Origin of the sequence: Mesorhizobium sp. M1227 (genome assembly GCF_040318315.1) — a bacterium.
In the GTDB taxonomy this organism is placed as follows: Bacteria; Pseudomonadota; Alphaproteobacteria; order Rhizobiales; family Rhizobiaceae; genus Mesorhizobium.
Window position 1 is genome coordinate 234381 of sequence record NZ_JAMYLZ010000006.1, and the last position, 18016, is coordinate 252396.

The 18016-nt window shown below is 60.5% G+C and carries 14 protein-coding genes; 3 read left to right on the top strand and 11 right to left on the bottom strand.

The annotated features are described in order from the left end of the window. From NKH28_RS11560 to NKH28_RS11580, 5 genes are all read right to left on the bottom strand, one after another. Window positions 1-1899: an ABC transporter substrate-binding protein gene (locus NKH28_RS11560; RefSeq protein ID WP_352978908.1), complete on the bottom strand. Its 1899-nt coding sequence runs from the start codon at window positions 1897-1899 to the stop codon at window positions 1-3. Next, window positions 1896-3791 (bottom strand): ABC transporter ATP-binding protein, encoded by a 1896-nt coding sequence (locus NKH28_RS11565; protein ID WP_352684411.1) that lies wholly within the window; start codon window positions 3789-3791, stop codon window positions 1896-1898. The genes NKH28_RS11560 and NKH28_RS11565 overlap by 4 nt, the downstream gene beginning before the upstream one ends. A 149-nt stretch (window positions 3792-3940) precedes the next feature. Next, window positions 3941-5281 carry an adenylate/guanylate cyclase domain-containing protein gene (locus NKH28_RS11570; RefSeq protein WP_352470889.1) on the bottom strand — a complete coding sequence of 447 codons (1341 nt, stop codon included), beginning with the start codon at window positions 5279-5281 and terminating at the stop codon, window positions 3941-3943. Between the two features lie 51 nt (window positions 5282-5332). Next, a complete protein-coding gene (locus tag NKH28_RS11575) occupies window positions 5333-6676 on the bottom strand; it encodes a nucleotide sugar dehydrogenase (protein ID WP_352770076.1) in 1344 nt (447 codons plus the stop codon). A 104-nt stretch (window positions 6677-6780) separates the two neighbouring features. Then, complete coding sequence (locus NKH28_RS11580) at window positions 6781-7959, bottom strand: DUF3095 domain-containing protein (RefSeq protein WP_352541934.1); 1179 nt, start codon at window positions 7957-7959, stop codon at window positions 6781-6783. 74 nt (window positions 7960-8033) lie between these two features. Between NKH28_RS11580 and NKH28_RS11585 the strand changes: the two genes are divergently transcribed. Together NKH28_RS11585 and NKH28_RS11590 are read left to right on the top strand one after the other, a co-directional pair. Beyond that, window positions 8034-9122, top strand: coding sequence for a glycosyltransferase family 4 protein (locus tag NKH28_RS11585; RefSeq protein WP_352820749.1), 1089 nt, complete (start codon window positions 8034-8036; stop codon window positions 9120-9122). Further along, window positions 9119-9943 carry a polysaccharide deacetylase family protein gene (locus NKH28_RS11590; protein ID WP_352978911.1) on the top strand — a complete coding sequence of 275 codons (825 nt, stop codon included), beginning with the start codon at window positions 9119-9121 and terminating at the stop codon, window positions 9941-9943. Before NKH28_RS11585 ends, NKH28_RS11590 begins: the two co-directional genes overlap by 4 nt. 1 nt (window position 9944) lies before the next feature. On the opposite strand, the gene NKH28_RS11595 is transcribed toward NKH28_RS11590, so the two are convergent. The 4 genes from NKH28_RS11595 to NKH28_RS11610 form a co-directional block, all read right to left on the bottom strand. Continuing rightward, window positions 9945-10799: an MBL fold metallo-hydrolase gene (locus tag NKH28_RS11595; RefSeq protein WP_352978913.1), complete on the bottom strand. Its 855-nt coding sequence runs from the start codon at window positions 10797-10799 to the stop codon at window positions 9945-9947. Window positions 10800-10925: 126 nt separating this feature from the next. Then, window positions 10926-11375, bottom strand: coding sequence for a cyclic nucleotide-binding domain-containing protein (locus NKH28_RS11600; protein ID WP_023675957.1), 450 nt, complete (start codon window positions 11373-11375; stop codon window positions 10926-10928). 157 nt (window positions 11376-11532) lie between these two features. Then, window positions 11533-14247: an ABC transporter transmembrane domain-containing protein gene (locus NKH28_RS11605; RefSeq protein ID WP_352978915.1), complete on the bottom strand. Its 2715-nt coding sequence runs from the start codon at window positions 14245-14247 to the stop codon at window positions 11533-11535. Between the two features lie 17 nt (window positions 14248-14264). After that, on the bottom strand, window positions 14265-14585 hold the full coding sequence (locus NKH28_RS11610; protein WP_352491729.1) for a hypothetical protein: 321 nt from the start codon (window positions 14583-14585) through the stop codon (window positions 14265-14267). A 130-nt stretch (window positions 14586-14715) separates the two neighbouring features. Between NKH28_RS11610 and NKH28_RS11615 the strand changes: the two genes are divergently transcribed. Further along, window positions 14716-15384: a class I SAM-dependent methyltransferase gene (locus NKH28_RS11615; protein WP_352978948.1), complete on the top strand. Its 669-nt coding sequence runs from the start codon at window positions 14716-14718 to the stop codon at window positions 15382-15384. Between the two features lie 211 nt (window positions 15385-15595). On the opposite strand, the gene NKH28_RS11620 is transcribed toward NKH28_RS11615, so the two are convergent. Continuing rightward, window positions 15596-16774 carry a glycosyltransferase family protein gene (locus NKH28_RS11620; protein ID WP_352978917.1) on the bottom strand — a complete coding sequence of 393 codons (1179 nt, stop codon included), beginning with the start codon at window positions 16772-16774 and terminating at the stop codon, window positions 15596-15598. Further along, a complete protein-coding gene (locus NKH28_RS11625) occupies window positions 16771-18015 on the bottom strand; it encodes a glycosyltransferase (RefSeq protein WP_352978919.1) in 1245 nt (414 codons plus the stop codon). Before NKH28_RS11625 ends, NKH28_RS11620 begins: the two co-directional genes overlap by 4 nt. Between the last annotated feature and the right edge of the window lies 1 nt (window position 18016).

The following is an 18016-nucleotide window of genomic DNA, read 5'->3' on the forward strand; positions in this document are numbered from 1 at the left end:
TCAGGACTCTCCAAGCCAGAATGTATCCGGCATATAGACACCGAAATAGGCGGTCGGGTCGTAGCCGTAGAGCGCCTTGTCAGGCAGATTGCGCAGCCGCGAGGATGCCAGAATCGGCTGATGCGTTCCGTTTACCGTGCCGATCGAAAACACCTGATCGGTATAGATCGACAGCATTGAATTCCAGATCTCGGCGCGCTCCGTGGCTTCGATCGATGCGTTCCAGCGCTTGAGTAAAGCCATCAACTCGACCACGGGCGGAAGATCGGGCGCTTCGCCGACCTTGCCACGGGACAAGTAGTGAGCACCCCAGAGCGGCCATTGCAGCTGGTCATCGACGGTGGGGGCGAGTTGGTAGGGGTTCATGTCGGCGGTCGGCACGCCATTGTCGATGCCCGACCACATCGACATCATGATCTGGCCACCAAGCGCGCGGCTGCGGAAGATGTCGCGCTGCGAAGTCCGGATGAACAGGGCGATGCCGATCTTGCGCCAGTGATCGGTGATGAGCTCGAGCGCGTCGGTTTCCAGCGTGCTTTCGCCGGCCGTTTCCACTACGAGCTGCGCCGGGCGTCCGTCGGGGAGTATCCGCAGGCCGTCATCGTCACGCGCCTGAAGCCCGACCTCGTCGAGCAGGGCATTGGCCTGGTCGGGATCATGGGCGACCCAGGCTTTCGCGAATTCCGGCCGGTAGAGCGGGCTCTCCGGCAGGACCGTATCGGCACTTTCCTGCGCCAATCCGTAGAACACAGCCAAATTGATCTCGCGCCTGTCCACAGCGAGCGAAAGTGCGCGGCGCACGCGCACGTCACGAAAAAGGCCACGCCACACTTGGTCGGCACAATTCAGATTGGGCAGCAGCGCCAGCCGCGAACCTTGTGTGCGTTTCCAGAGATGCATCTTCACCGGGTAGCGCTTCTCCGCATCCTTCAGGAAGGAGTAATCGGTGAAGTCAATTCCCATGCCTTGCAGGTCGCTCTCGCCCGCACCGGTCTTGGCGGAAATGATCGCCGACGAGCTGACATTCATGACAATCCGGTCGACATAAGGCAGTTGCCGGCCATTCTCGTCTATTCGATGAAAGAACGGGTTCCGCTCGAAGACGAACTGCTCAGCCGGCGGCTTGGTCCGGTTCTGCCAGGGATCGAGCGTCGGCAGTTCCGGGTTCTCCGGGCGATACTGCCGCGACATGCGGATATGCAAGAGCGTCCATTTCTGGGCCCGGTTCTCCTTCATTAGGCCGGCGAGCCGGAATGGATCTTGGTATTTCTTGTGGAACTGCTTGAGATAGGCGGCCGGCAGAACAAGCGATAGGGGCGAAGCAGCGGCGAGCTTGGGCAGGAAGTCGGGATTGGGCGCATCCCAACTATAGCGGACCGTCAACGGATCGACGATCTCGAAGCGTGGCGGCTTGCCGTCCGCCAGCAGGGCCGGGGCGAGCCCGCCTTGCGAAAGCTCATCGTTAAGCCAGACATCTTCCCAGCAATAGCGAAAATCCTCCGACGTCAGCAGGCTACCGTCAGACCATTTATGTCCTTCTCGTATCTTGAAAGTGAAGACACGATCATCCGCTACATCGAAACTTTCGAGAATGTCGGCTTGCAGGTTAAGCTTTTCGTCATAGCCGACCAGGCGAGCGTACCCGTAGATTGTCATCATCCGGATGTCTTTCTGGCTGCCGATGATCGTGCGCAGCGTGCCGCCATATTGGCCGGGCTGCCGGCCCATCGCGGCGAGATTCAACGCGCGAGGGCGCTTGGGCAGGCGTTCGGCGAGTGCCGGCAGCGCTCTGGCCTTCAGCTGCGGCTCAAGAAATTCCGGCTCCAGATCGCCGGCGCGCAACGCGCCCGGCAGAAATGCCGAAGCCATGAGTCCAAGGACGGTGCGCCGGCTGATCAATGGCGTAGCTCGCTGACATCGGCCGAACGTCGGGCCAGCACCAGGTGGCCGCCGCCAAGATCGAGCGGCGACAGCATATCCTCGTCGCCCTCGTCGCGGAATTGCGGTCCCCATGCGCTGGTGTCGGAAGCGCCGCTGAGCTTCAGCGTCTTGAAATCCATCGGCCTGTCGAGATCGGGGAAAGGAACTGCGGCGACCAGTGAGCGCGTGTAGGGGTGGATAGGTTTCCTAAGCAGAATTTCGCGCGGCGCGAGCTCGACGATACGCCCGCCGCACATCACCGCGATGCGGTCTGCCATGTAGTCCACCACCGCCAGGTTGTGGGAAATGAACAGGTAGGTCAGGCCCAGTTCCTTCTGCAGGTCCTTAAGAAGGTTCAGGATCTGCGCCTGGACAGAGACGTCGAGTGCCGAAACCGGCTCGTCGCAGATCAGGAGTTCAGGTCCCAGCGCCAACGCGCGCGCGATGCCGATACGCTGACGCTGCCCGCCGGAGAAACTATGCGGATAACGCTTTATGAAGCGCGGGTCGAGCCCGATTGCCTGCATCAGGCTCTTGACCGTGGCGAGTCGGGACGCGGCATTGCCACGTCGATGGATTTCCAGCGGCTCGCTCAAAATGTTCTCCACCGTCATGCGGGGTGAAAGCGACGAAACCGGATCCTGGAATACCATCTGGATTTTCGCGCGCAGCATGCGCAGGGCGTCTCCCTCGGCTTCCAAGACGTCGATCGGACCATCGCGGCCATTGAAGATCACAGAGCCGCCGGTAGGGGTGACAGCCCGCATGAGGATCTTGCTGACGGTGGTTTTGCCGGAGCCGCTTTCGCCGACAAGACCCAGGCACTCACCCCGCCTGATATCAAAGCTCACGCCGTCCACGGCGCGAACAGAGGTTTGATGATCTCCGCCGAACCATCCGGACTTGCGGATCGTGAAGGTCTTTGTCAGATCGCTGACCGATAGCAGGAGGTCGTTCGGCCCCTTCGATGCCGGCGCCGTCTGCTTGCCGAGCAGGTTCCCGACATTCACCGGCACCTCGCGGAGCGCCTTTAGCCTTTCGCCGGGCTTCAGGTCGAAATGCGGAACGGCTGCCATCAGGCCCTTCAGGTAAGGGTGGCCCGGCCGGCGGAATATCGCCTCCACGGGTCCCGCTTCCATGATCTCGCCATGGTACATGACCACCACCTCGTCGGCGACATTGGCGACTACGCCAAGGTCGTGCGTGATCAGCAGCATCGCCATGTTCAGCTTCGTCTGGAGCTCGCGCAGCAATTGCAGGATTTGCGCCTGGATGGTCACGTCCAACGCCGTCGTCGGCTCGTCGGCGATCAACAGGGCGGGCCGGCAGATAAGCGCCATGGCGATCATGGCGCGTTGACGCAATCCTCCCGAAAGTTCAAAGGGATACATGTCATAGGCGCGCTTGGGGTTGGGAAAGCCGACAAGGCCGAGCATTTCCTCGGTCCGCGCCTTGCGCTCCACCCGAGCCATGGGCGTATGAATCTGCAGGGATTCGCTGACCTGATTGCCGATCGTATGCAGCGGCGACAGCGATGTCATCGGCTCCTGAAATATCTTGCCGATGCGGCTGCCTCTCAACGCCCGGATTTCGGTTCCGTCACGCGGCATCTGCAGTATATCCTGCGTCGTACCGGGCTTTTTTGGATCGGAGAACAGGATACGGCCGCGAACATGGGCTGTGTTCGGCAGAATGCCCATCACTGCCTGGCTGAGAACCGATTTTCCGGAACCGGACTCGCCCACAAGCGCGGTAACCTTGCCGGGCAGGACGCGAAGATTTGCACGCCTGACAGCATGCAACGGTCCCCCTATAATGGCAAAAGAGATGCCAACATCCTCGATCCGCAGCAGATCAACGCCCAAATTCATTCTCACACCAGCCCCCACTCTGGCAGGTCCAGAAGGCGAGACTAACGCATTGCCAGCCTAGAGCAACTTGGATTCGAACAGTCGCCAGTTCCCTGGCGGAACCGGCGACCGAACTGCATACCAAACGCGTTCGGATCAGATCGTGGCGGTTACTGGAGCTTCCTCGGGTCGCCCGCGGACGGCCGCGCGGCATTGCGATGAAGCAGCATGACCTGCTCGGCGTCCGATATGCGGTCGTAAATCGGCTCCAGCGCACCATCTTCGTCGAGCGACAGAGCACCCGACAAATCGGGTGAAAGCACCGTTAGCTTCTGCCTGATGCCCGCCAGTTCCTCCATGCCGAGCGCCAGCCAGTTGTTGGCGCCGCAATAGCTGGCGAAGTCTTTGCTGGCGAGAACGCTGTGCGGATATTTCTTGGTCAGGGTCTGGAGGCGCTGGACCTCGTTTACAGCCGAGCCGAAGACAGAGAATGTGAGCCGGTCGGTAAGCCCGACATTGCCGAACATCACATTGCCGACATGCAGCCCGATACCATAGTTTATGTCGCTCAATCCCTGCTGCTTTCTGCGCAGATTAAGATCCATCATGCGCGCGGTGGCCTTGTGCGCTGCTGCAAGAGCAGCCTGGCAGGCGATCTCGGACTGTGAACGGTGCCTTGCGCAAGGGTAGACGGCAATGAAGCCATCACCTATGAAACTCATGATCTGCCCACCCTTGCGATTGAAAGGTGCAGCAGCGGCGTCGAAAAACTGGTTCAGCGTATCGATATAGACTTCGCGGCCGGAGGTTTCGGCAAGTCTTGACGACCCGCGCATGTCGCCCATGACCAGTGCCGCCCGGATTGTATCACCCTCGCCGCGCTTGATCTGGCCTTCGAGCACGCGCCTGCCGGCGTCGCCGCCGAGATAAGTGGTCATCATGTTGTCGGCAAGCTTGGTGAGCACCGCCATCTTGGTTGCGATGGCGAGATGGTTCTGGATGCGCAGCAGCGCCGAAATCATGCTGTCGCTGAAGCCTGCAGCACTGTCGGTGGACCAAGACCCGATCATGCCCTGACTGGTGTTGCCGCTGAAGGGATGGACAAAAGCCATGTAATCGGTGACGCCCATCAGCTTGAGGTCATCGAAAACAGGAAATTCCGACGGCACCGACGGGTCGAGCCGGCGCCGCAGATGGTCCAGCTTGTGGCTAAGCAGATGGTAGTATGGGCTGGTCAGGAATCTGTCGGAATGAACGCCGTTCTCCTTGCGGAAGCCTTCCACTTCCAGGCCCTGGCCGCGGAGCCAGGTGAAGCCGAGCGCGTCATAAAGCGGATGAAGCATCGAAAAGCTCAAATGCACCCGCTTCAACGGCAGGCCGGCAGCAGCCAGCCGTTCACAAAAGCCCCTTACCAATGTTTCCAGGTCGTTGCCCGCCAACGCCGATTGGGTCAGCCAATCGGCAACCTTATCCATGAGAATGGCAGAAATTTCTGCTTGCGCTGTGCTCATGCTATCTCGAAATCTCCCTGATCTGCCACAAATTCGCCGGCTCGGACGCCGTCAGGCCTTCACCACCGTCTCTCGGGCTAGCCCGAGGCGGCCAAAAACATTGCGTGTGTCGACGATCAGTAGAGCGTGATCCGCGATCGCCTGATAGTCGATCGCGTCGTGGTCGGTTGCAACGACGACAGCGTCGAAATCCTTCAAGGCCGCCTCGGTCAATTCGACCGAGCGACGCCCCTTGATCGCCATATGCTCCCGTGTGGCCGGGATTTCGGCAACATGCGGATCGTGGAATTCCGCCTTGCCGCCCCATTCCTCGATGAGTTCAATGAGCCGCAATGAGGGGCTTTCGCGGATGTCGGGCACATTCTTCTTATAGGCGAGCCCGATGATGAGAATGCGCGAGCGGCTGAGCGCCTTGCCGCAGCGCCGGTCCAGCGCCTTCGCCAGTTCATCGACCACATGACGCGGCATGGCCGTGTTGATCTCTGCCGCCAGCTCGATGAAGCGGGTCGGCAGTTCGTATTCGCGAGCCTTCCACGTCAGGTAGAAGGGATCGATCGGAACGCAGTGCCCGCCAAGTCCAGGGCCGGGATAGAAAGGCATGTAGCCGAAGGGCTTGGTCTTTGCCGCCTCGATCACCTCCCAGATGTCGATTCCCATCGCACCGAGCACGATCTTCAACTCGTTGACGAGGGCGACGTTGACCGAGCGGAAGATGTTTTCCGTCAGCTTGACCGCCTCGGCGGTCGCCGTGGTGGAAACCGGAACGACGGTCTTGACCACGCCATGGTAGAAAGCCTGCACGAGCGTCGCCGCTTCAATGCCGTCACCTGCCACGACCTTGGGGATCGTCGCGACTTCAAAGCTGCGGTTGCCGGGATCCTCGCGTTCGGGCGAGAAGCCGAGGAAGAAATCTATCCTCGACTGCAAGCCGGTTTTTTCCAGGATGGGCTTGATCACGTCGTCGGTGGTGCCGGGATAGGTGGTCGATTCCAGCACGATCAGCTGGCCGAGACGCAGATGCTTCGCGATGGTGCCTGCGGTGTTCCTGACAAAGGAGAGATCCGGCTCGCGGTGTTTCGTCAGTGGTGTCGGAACGCAGATGATGATGACATCGCAGACGGCCAGTTCGGCAAAATCCGCAGTGGCGCGGAACCGTCCGCTTGCCACCTGGCCGGCAAGAGCTGTCGACGTCACCGCCTCGATGTAGGATTGGCCGTTGTTCAGGCTCTCGACCTTCTGGCCTTCGATGTCGAAGCCGGAAACCGGGAAGCCGGCGCGTGCGATCGCAACCGCCAGCGGCAACCCGACATAGCCCAGTCCGATCACGCCGACTTGCGCGGCGCGCGTCGAAATCCGGGTCAGAAGACGGTCATATATCGATCGTGAGGCGTCCAACAATCTGCTTTCTGTTAATTCGGACAGGCCGTCCGCTTCCATGGTGAGGTTCACCGCTCACAAGAGCCCCGAGGCATATTGCGGAAAATCGATGTCCGCAAGCGTCAGACCGGCACCTTCGCCTTAAGGCTTGCGGCAGCCATCGCATAGCCGCCGGCGGCGCCATCGATGAAATGAACGTGATCGCGCTGCAGCGGCGATGCGACGAGGCATGTCATCAAGGCCGATTTCTGTCGGTGCAGGCCATAGTTGCAGATGCCCGCCTCTTCCGCCTGTTTCAGCCGGTCCTCGATCCGTTGCAACACATCCGCGTCAACGTCGATGGTCATCTTCAAGCCATCGTCGAACTTCCGGAAATCCGAATTGCTGGCCACTTCGCGTTTGTAGATCTTCGGATCGAATCTGCCGATCGTCCAGCCATATCTATCCGTAACAGCCGTAAGCGTCATCAGGAACACTATCCACAGCTTCGACAGCCACCGCCGTCCTGCCGGCGCCGTGGCCCGCGCCTCGATATCGAGGCCGGCGGGCAGCAAACTGTAGTCCGGCCCGTTCACCGGCACCGGGTGGCCATCGCGTTCCTGCCTGCCGGCAAGGGCGATGATGTCGGAAACCAGAAACTGAAAACCGCGCAAGTCGCGCGACGCCCCCGGTATGGCTATGATCGAGACGATTTCGCCATGCCGGGCTTCGATCGGGTTCCAGCGACACGAGAGGCCGGTCAGGTCCGGCCGCGCGCCGGCCGGCGCAGGATCGATGCGGTAGCGCCCCGCTTTCATCTCGGCTTCCGCCCAACTGCCGCCACCTCCGGCGAACATGGCATAGAAGACCGCATCGGAGGCCTGGAACCTCGCCACGCGAACGTCGAGGCCTTGCGCTCTTATATCCTTTATCGGCACGATTGCGGCACGCAAGGTCAGGTCCAGTTCGTCCGCCACCCATCTCTGGACAGCCGCCAGCGCGTTGCGGGTGATCTCCAGCGCCGAGCCGGGAAACGCCACGAGCGCACCGTCGCCGCCGAAGACAAAGGGAAGATCTTGCCTACCCAGCGCATTGAGCAGCGCCGAAATGACGCTGGCACCGGCCATATTGACGGTTTTATAGCGCCCCGCCTCGATCGCCTTGGTCGAGCCGACGATGTCTGCGGTGGCCAGCGCCCAGCCATCGGGGAGAGGCCGATAGTTATCGATATCGGCAACGCTTTCGAACTTTGCGAAGACCGGCAGAGAAGCGACAAACGGATCGGACGCGGCAGCTGTTTCCATGAGCATCAAATAGCACATTCCAGTGCTTGAGGGTGAAGTCGATCATGCTTCGAAATTGACTTGCGCAGGCTTTCCGATGATAGGGTCCGGCGATGCGAATTGCCTTCTACGCGCCGCTGAAGTCGCCCAATCATCCCGTTGCCTCCGGCGACCGCCAGATGGCACGGATGCTGGTCAAGGCACTGGAGCATGGAAGGCATAGCGTCGAATTGGCATCCGAATTGCGCTTCTATCTACGCGAACCGGATTCGAAAAGTTTCGATGCGCTCAAGATCGAGGCCCGGGAGGAAGCCGCGCGGCTGGCAAGGCTTTGGGATCGTGACGGCAAGCCCGATCTGTGGTTCACCTATCATCCCTATTACAAGGCACCCGACCTGATCGGGCCCGAACTGGCGTTGGCCTTTGGTGTCCCCTATGTGACAGCGGAAGCCTCCTATTCGAGGCGGCGCAACACCGGTTTGTGGGCCGATACGCAAGCGTTGGTGGCGCGAGCCGTCGAACAGGCGGCGCTGAACATCTGCTTCACGCAAAGGGATCGTCAGGGACTGGCAGATGCGGTACCCGACGCCGCTTTCGGCATGCTTTCGCCCTTCATCGACACATCGCTATTCCGGGAAACGCCGGCGCGGGGTTGTCCGTCGCGCCTCGTTACCGTCGCCATGATGCGCCCGGGCGACAAAGTCGAAAGCTATGGCATGCTGGCGCAGGCGCTCGGTTCGATCGGTCACCTGCCCTGGACGATGTCGGTCGTCGGGGACGGACCTGCCCGCGAGGAGATCAAAGCGCAATTCGCCGGCTTGCCCGCCGACCGTATCGAATGGCTTGGCGCGATTGAGCCAGCCGCCGTGCCGGATGTCCTCTACAGTGGGGGAATTTACGTCTGGCCGGGTTTCGGCGAGGCCTATGGCGTTGCCTATCTTGAAGCACAGGCCGCCGGCCTTCCGGTTGTGGCTCAGGACATCGCCGGCGTGCCGGAGGTCGTGCGGGATGGCCAGGCCGGGTTTCTCACCCCGCCGGGCGATGTGGCGGCGTTCGCTTCTGCCATTGAAAGGCTTCTGGCCCGTAACGACGAAAGATCCATCATGGCCGCAGAAGCCAGACGTTTCATCCTCGAAGAACGTTCTATCGGTGCTGCGGCGGCGCGTCTGGCCGAACTTCTTGCAAAGATCCCGGTCTCATGACATCCGATCAGATCTGGCAACCCCTGGTGGAGGAACTGGCGAGCCGGCAACGGGCGGACCGTAAGGCAGAGTTCTGGCTGCGCGACGATGACGCCGTGGATCCGACGCCTGCGCTTGATCGGTTGCTCGACCTCACCGGTGAATTCGCGGTTCCGGTGACTCTGGCCGTCATTCCCGCCCTGACTGACGAGAAGCTTGTCGTTCGGCTTGACGAGGCGCCGCATGCCACGGTCGCCATCCATGGCTGGGCGCACCGAAATCATGCGCCCGAGGGCCAGAAGAAGCAGGAGCTCGGCGCGCATCGGCCACGCGAGGCGGTGCTCGATGATGTGGCTCGCGGGCTGGCGCACGTAACCGGCCTGCACGGCGCACGTGCCGTTCCGATGCTGGTGCCACCCTGGAACAGGATCGACGCCGGCTTGGTATCCGACCTTGGATCGATAGGATTTTCGGCATTGTCGGTCTATGGGCCGCCAACGCCGGCTTCACTTGCGGTCATCAACAGCAATGTCGACATCATGGATTGGCATGGCACGCGCGGCTGCCGCGATCATGGCCTATTGGTTCAGGCTATCATCGCGCAATTGCAGCATGCATTCGATGGGGGCGAACCGGTGGGCCTGCTCACCCACCATCTCGTACATGATGAATCGGCCTGGCTCTTCCTCGAACGGCTGTTCACAGTCACCGCAAAGACTGAAGCCTGCGCATGGCTTCCGATCAGGACATTGATCGGGCACAGCGCCGGTGGAACAATTCCAGGAAAGTGTGAACGGTTTCCGTCCGGAATTGCGTCAAGACAAAGAGATAGAGGAAAATAGCTCAGCGCTTTTTGCGCAATGAGACTGGAATGTTGAGCGTCTGGCCATCCCGCGCGGCAAAAGCGCCGGTAAACCTGTACTTGGCCAGTTTCTGGATCTTGTCCAGTTCCTTGTCGGTGCGTGTCGGATCGTGGTGAAACAGCGCAAGCCTCCGCGCACCTGCCGCCTCACAGAGTTTGACGCCCTGTTGCCACGTCGAGTGCCCGTAACCGCGGCGGCGTTCCATTTCCTCCTCGGTGTAGGTGCAATCGTAGATGACAAGGTCGGCATCTTCGATCAGGCCGAGCACCGTCTGATCGAGTTTGTCCGGGTCGTGCTCAGTGTCTGTGATCACCGCCACGACGCCGCCACCCCATTCGACCCGGTAGCCTATGCAGCCGCCCGGATGCATAAGACTGCCGGTTCGGACCACCACCCCTTCGCGCGGGCGAAGCACGTCTCCGGATACGAAATCGCGATAGTCGAGGCTTGCCTTGCAGGCCTCCAGTTTCACCGGAAACCACGGCGGCCGCATGAACTCATCGACCATCTGCCGGGTCGTCATGTGTCCTGCAAGATGCCCGGACCAAAGCGTAACCTTGGCGCCCCGATCATAGATCGGCGCAAAAGACGGCAGCCCGATGATGTGATCGTAATGGCAATGGGTGAAAAGCAGGTCGAAATCGGTCACGCCCAACGCCTGAAGCGCCGCGCCGGCAGGCCGTAGGCCAGAGCCTGCGTCGAACAGAAGCGTGTGCTTACCGCATCGCATCTCGACGCAGATTGAGTTGCCGCCATAGCGAGAGAATTCTGGGCCTGATACCGAAATGCTGCCGCGGACACCCCAAAACCTGACCAGGAAAACGTTGTCGTCCATGCTACCCCTTCGCCCATCATATCCAAACAACTGCTGCTAGGCGAGACAGACAGGCTTTCTCCGGGTGATCTTCTCAGCGAGAGGACAGTGCCGTCACGACGGCGAGGATCGAGCGCACGTCCTTCGTTATTTGGCGCTTCGTGCGTCGATCAGATCCGCGGTCGTATGGCTTAGGCGATCGGCAAGAACCCGCAATATCTCGATGGTCATTTCCGGGAACTCCCTCATAAGCCTCAGGAAATGATCCTTGCGGATTCTCAGGGCTTCCAGCGGACTTGCCGCTCTGACGGTGGCAGTGCGGGAGCTGTTGCACAATATGGCGATCTCGCCAACGATCGAATTTGGCTCCAGTTCGGCAACTTTTATCGGTCCGCTGTCGGAATCGACAAGAATATCCGCTCTGCCTGAAAGGATGACATAGGCGGCGTCTCCCTCGTCGCCCTGCCGGAAAAGGATCTGGCCGGCGCTGTAGCTCACACGATCGGATGTGAACGCAAGCAGCTTGAGCTTTGTCGGCTCGATGGCAGAGAACAAGGGAACGCGTTGCAGCATTCCAACTTCATCCTTGAGCAGCATTGTCGCAAACCTTCCAAAATTCGCGTTTGCCAGACTAGAGCAACGGACGCCCCGATGGAATCAATTCTCTTTCCGGGATGGCGAGACAAACCACGCGAAAGGTGGCGAGCCCGATGTCGTGCACCGGCAGAATGATCCCAGCTGAATGTCCGTTGCTCTATGACAACAGTTCCTTGAAGATACCGTTCCCTGCCAAAAGTGTCTCGTGTGTTCCGTCTTCCGCCAATTGACCCGAGTCGAAGACGATAACGCGATCGAACATCATCGCCATTGCCGGACTCGTCACGACCCACACAATTGCCGGCGAATGGCCGTCGCGCCTGGCTTCCTCGAGCACATTTCGCAGCACCTTATCCTGCATGCGCTGATCGAGCGCCGACAGCGGCCGGTTGAGAATGAGAAAATCGGGACGCTTGAGCAAGGCTCGGGCAACATCGAGCTTCTGTCGCTGTCCACCGGTCAGCCGCCTGCCGCCGGAGCCGACGTTGAAGTCCAGGCCGACATCCAGAAGTTCGCCATAAAGCCCCAGTTCGTCAAGAATGTCATAGACGATGGAGCGTATGCGGTCGGGCGCGTCCGGATGATTGTTGCCCACACGCCCGAACAGGACATTATCCATGACGGTGGCCGCGGCAATGTATTTGGCAGGATCATACCGTTCGACCGCATTGTGCAGCTCGGGCGGCAGGTCTTCATAGAACCGGTTGCGTGCAGCGACGATCTTGCTCATCAGCTCGTCGCTCAGCAGGCCGAAGCGGTGCCGGGGCTCGATGTAGGCAAAGCTCAAGGTAACGATCATGGCGCGATCGTTTTCCGAAACCGCCTCGTAGGGACGGTTCTTGAGCCGTTGCAGCAAGGTTTCGTAGGCGGGTATCTCCTCCGCGCTCATGAAGGCGAGCTGCTGGAAGAACTGGTGATCGGGCGGCAGGTCGGCAAACAGCTCGATCGCCTGTTTGGCGATCTCCAAGCCCATTTCGTAGAGCGTTCGGTCGAGGCCGGCTTGCCTCAGCACGGAAGCAAAATAGGGATTGGCCGCCAGGGCCCTGTCGGCCAGTTCGGGACTGGCGGCAGCGCCGAAGAGCAGGTTTTGGCCGATCGTTGCTTCCTTGTTGTAGGCGCCCGGTTCAAAAGGAACCACCAGTCCGCTCAGCCCCTCTTGTTCCAGCCGGGTCCGCAGCGCCGCACGCAGTTCGACGATCCGCCTGGCAAGCTCCGTGTGACGCGTGAGGTCGGCCGAAGAGCGCAAGCCGAGATCCAGAATGTCACGCGACAGAACAACCGCGTCGAGCACCCGGCGCACGGCTTCAAAGAGGTCGTGCGGGCCGGTAGCGCCAGCGGAAGCATAGTTGATCCAGTCGCTGTGGATATCAAGATCCGGATTGCCCGACCGGCGCGCCTCGTGAATGTTCCAGCGTTGCTGATCTGCCGCAGCACCGTCATAAGGCACCGATGTCAGCGGTGCATGCTTCAACCCGTAGAGCAGGTTGTCGCGGAGGCTTGCCTGGAACAGGAAAACATCCGACGAGGCATACGACATGCGCCGGCCGGTTACTGCTTCGGGGAGTTCAAGCAGGTCGTCGGTGCCCGAAGCGACCCTTCCGCTGTCCGGCCAGGTCAGCCGCGCGAAGGCTTCTGCAAGCGCCTCCGCTCCACCTGTTGCGGTACTGACCAGTGCCACCGTCTCACCCGGCTTGACCTGGAGGGAGATACGGTTGAGGAGCATTGCACCGCCATCGTCTGCTACGGACAGATTGATCGCCGACAGCGGCTTGGTCATCGGATCGGGATCGTCGATCGTCAATGCCCCGATTTTCGGCGCGATGAGACCCTCGACGGTGAACTGTTCAACGACCTGTTGATATTTGACCTGGACATCCTGCCGATCCTGATCCCAGTCGATCAGTTCCTTCATCGGTCCGGGCAGGTCCTTGTAGGCGCCGATCACAGCCACGAGCTGGCCGACGTCCAGCCGCCCCTCGAGGACCAGATACCCGCCGATCATGTAGAACAGAAAGGGCGTGAGCTGCGCGAGAAAATTGTTGAGGAACTTCACCATGAATTTCCATTGGTAAAGATCGAAGCGGATCTTGAAGATGAGCCCGAGCCGGGCAGCTATGTCGGCGCGCTCGTAGTTTGATGTATCGTGGACGTGAACCGCGCCGATGCCGTCGACGATTTCGCCAACCCGGCCCGAAAGCGCGCGCGCGGTCAACTGCCGTTGGCGCCCGAGCACGATCAGCCGCCGCCGCATTCGCGGGATGAGCACGATCTGGATCGCCACGATCACGACCGCTATCATTCCGAGCCAGACGTTCTGGATCATGATGAACAGCATGGCCGTCAGCGCTTGGCCGCCGAGCAGTACCGGCTGCAGGAAGGCGTCGCCGATGAAGCCGCCCAGCGGCTCCACCTCGTCCTTCACCATGGTCGCCACTTCGGCGGATTTCACCCGCTTGAAATAAACCGGCGGAAAGCGCAGCACACGGTCGACCAGATCGAAGCGGATACGCCGCAGCATGCGTTCGCCGAGGCGGCCCTTGTAGGTGTTGATGTAGAATTTGAACAGGCCGTTGATGACGACTAGCAAGAGGAACACAAGGCTCAGGGCAAACAGGGTCTCCTTGCGGTCGAGCTGAAAACCGGAGAAGAACTGGACCTCTCCAACGAACGGCAGGTTATAGTGTAGCCTCATGAATGGCTGGGTCGCGCCCGGTTGCTCGAAGCCGCGACCTTGGATCGGTCCGTTGACGATCAGCTTCGGCAGGTCGAAGGACATGAAATACGGGATCATCGAAAGCACGACGATCATCAATATCCAGAGTTGCTGCTTCTTGGTGTGCGTCCAGATATAGCGGGCTAGGCTGGCTTCCATATGCGACTGTGGACCCTTCAGTTGGAAGGATGCAGGATGTAAAAGCACCTGCTGGCGAATGGCGTATCGGCAATTTCTTCATCGCCAACGACAAGCTCGAAGCTGCTGTGCACGGACATTGTCCTGCGCTCAACGATGCAAGAAACCTGCGAGGCGGCGCGATCCAGTTCCGACGCATGGTCGATGGCATCGACATGGGCATTGTTGATCGGCGAAGACAGCGGCTGGCCAAACGGTCCGCGGCTTTCGTAGGGCTTTGGCGAACAGCCGAGCGGCACGAGGCCGCAGCTGCGCGGCTGGTGCTGGCGGATGGACGCCGATGATCCGGACAGATGCAACAGGCTCTCTCCGGCACCGGGCAATAGCCAAGCGGCTTGCAGCATGATCACGTCCGCGGAATCAAACAGTCTTGCGGGAGGCAAGATTGCGTTGTGTCGCCCAAAATCCCAACATACAAGACGAATTATGATGGATGTCACGCAACCACGCAATGCCATGGACTGGCACGAGCAAGCCTTGGACCTCACGCGGGGAATTGCTGCTTATGTCAACTGCCCTCTCGTGGCAGGGCTGGCGCGGGTCGTCGCCAAGCATCCGAAGGCCGATATCGCCAACGCCTTCAACCACAAGCAGGTCGCCTGCAAGATGTGGGCGCTCGACAGGCTGTTCGAAAGCGGCGGCGGCCGCTTCGGACGCATATGGGTTCTGGGTGGATGGTACGGCGTATTGCCGGCAATGCTTTTCAACGACGCCCGCTTCGACATCGCGGCGGTCGATAGTATCGACATCGATCCCGAAGTCGCGCCGGTCGCCCGGACCCTCAACCGGGAAGCCGGCGACCGGTTCCGGGCGCTGACGGCAGATATGTACGCACTCGACTATGCGGCCGGGCGGCCCGATCTGATGATCAATACGAGCTGCGAACACATAGCCGATCTGCGCGCCTGGCTTGCTCTGCTTCCGCCGGGCACGAATGTACTGCTGCAATCGAACGATTATTTCAGCGAGCCGACGCACGTCAACTGCGTGGCTTCGCTTGCAGCCTTCGAGGAAATGGCGGCGCTACGGGAGGTGCGGTTCTCCGGCGAACTGCCGACAAAAAATTATACGCGCTTCATGCTGATTGGAACTGTTTAATGCATTTCGCCCAAAAGCCGTAGCGGTTTGGGCCAACGACACGCATAAAAACAGGACTTGAAGCGCGTCGCACGAATCTCACCAGGCGCGGCGCGCGTTAGAGCATTTGCAGGAAAGTGTGGAAACGGCTTTCCGTCCGGAATTGCGTCAAAACAAAGAGACAGAGCGGTTCTGCGTGAAACGATGAACCGCTCTAGGATCTATCGTCTGTTCAATCATGAACTTTTCCGAAACCGGGCCCCACATTTAGGGACCATGTTCGATGCCGCTCGCGCAGGATTTGCGCGGAGCGACGCGCGCCTTCCAGATCGAGACGATGCGCGGATGGCGTCGGTTCCACAAGCGCTTGTTCGATCGCTTGCGCCAAACCTTCAGGCGTCAGGTCCTTTTCCATCAGCACCGTTGCAAGACCGAGTTCTTCGAGCATCAGGGCGCGAACCGTCTGTTCGGTTTCCCCGCCGGCTGCAAATGGGACGAGCAGGGAGCGACAACCCGCGCCCAGGACATCGCAGACCGTGTTGTAACCCGCCTGCGAGACTGACAGGCGGGCGCCGGTCAGCAGGCTGGCGAAATCCTCGCGGAACCGGAAGATGGACAGGCCTGGCGTGGCATCGCGTGCGATCGCGTCAAACTCGTCTTTCGGCAGGTTTGGGCCGGTGATCAAGCACCATTTCCAAGCGTTGTTGGTATTCCGCGCCGCTGCGATGGTGGATCTGACAAGGCTCTTTCCGGCAGCCCCGCCGCCAACCGACACCAGAACGTCGAAGCGCTCGGAGGCCGCGGGCGACGGCGGCGCGGCAACGAGCCCCGTGTAGGTGACCTCGGCCCTGATCGCCCCAGCCAGTGGAAATGTCTTGTCGATGGTTGCGAAAGCCGGATCGCCGTGGACCATAACAAGATCGAAATGCCTGTTGATGAGATCGACCGTTTCCTGGTTTCGGCCCAGCTTGACGCGCTCCTGGAGGATATCACGGACGGACGTCGCCAGCAGCGGTCTGGGCGACGTCGCGTCGATCGCCTCGATCAGCGGCAAGAGTTCGAAACGCATCTGCCGGCGTCCAAATGGAAACGCCTCGACAATGACGATATCAGGCCTGCAATCCCGGAATGCCTGCAGCAGCATCTCTGAACGCCATTTCTTGAAATCATCGTCGATCGGGTTGCCTTGCAGGTCGACAAGTCCCGAAAATCCTTCATCACCGGAGGTGACAGGTGGCAGGGCTACAGATTGTACACCCAGTCCCGGAAACCCGGCGATCGGCGCTCCGCCGGTCACGACGGTAACGTCAAACCCGTCATCGACCAGAGCCGCCGCAATGCGGCTGGCGCGCGCGAGATGGCCGATGCCGAGCAAGTGCTGGACATAGAAGAAAGCGCGCAGCCGCTTCATTCGGCGGCCCGCCACTCCCGCTCGAACAGTTCCTTGAGCTGTCCAATGCTTGCCATGTGATCGAAATTGGCGCGCACGCGCCGCTCTGCGGCGTCGCCGAGGCGGTCGCGGAGCACGGGATCTCGGATCAGGCGCTCCAGCGCCTGTGCCAGGGCAATCGGGTTTTCCGTCGGAACCAGCAACCCGGTTTCATCCGGCGATAAAAGCTCCGGCACGCTGGAAATATCGGTCGACACGCAGGCAAGCCGCTGGCTAGCCGCCTCCACCAGAACATTCGGCAGACCGTCGCGGTCGCCATTTGCGGTGATCCTGCAGGCCAGGGCGAAGATGTCGGCGCGGCGGTAGTGCTCAAGCACCTCCTCCTGCGCAAGCGCGCCTTTCCAAGAAACGCGACCATCCAGGCCGAGCTTTTGCGCCAGCGCCTTGAACCGTTCCAGTTCTTCGCCGCCGCCGATATGCTCGAAACGCCACGCCAAATCGCCGGGCAGCAGGGCAAGGGCCTCCAGCAACGTGTCGTAACCTTTCTTTTCAACGGCGCGCCCGACACTCAGAACGACAACCGGTTCGTCCGGGGCCGAGCCGTCATGCTGCTTTCGCGCCTCGCCGAAACTGCCGAAGCGATCAAGGTCGAGCCCATGATAGCTCAGATGCACAGACGAGTTGCCGTTAGCGAGTTTTTTCAGACGGTCGAAGCCGGTTTTCGTGCAGGTGACCGTCCAGCGCGCCGAGGAAAGCTTGCCGGCCAGATCCCAGTCCGCCGAAGTCCAGATGTCCTTGGCATGGGCAGAGCAGGTCCAGGGCTGGCCACGAAGCTGGCTGGCATAGCGCGTCACCGATGCAGGCGTGTGCGCGAAATGTGCATGCAGCCAGCCCGCGTTTTCCGGCCATTCGGCCGCCAGCACGAGCGCTTGCCCGAAGCGCCGTGCGCGATTGCGCGTAAAGTCGCGGGGCATATCGGCAGCCAGCGATCCGAGCGCGCGCCAGAAGCCCGGACGCAGCAGACAGGTAAACAGCGAGCGAAGCACGCGGAGCGGCTCTTCATGCAGATATTCCGGCAAATAATGGACGGGGGCTTTGATCTCGTCATGCACGGGGTGGCGTTTTTCGTCGGTCGGCCGCCTGAGCGCGACGAGTATCAGGTCGAACCCCGCACGCTCAAGACCGAGCAGTTCCTGCGCGATGAAGGTTTCAGACAGCCGCGGATAACCCTTCAGAACCACGACGATCTTGCGATGTTGCAAC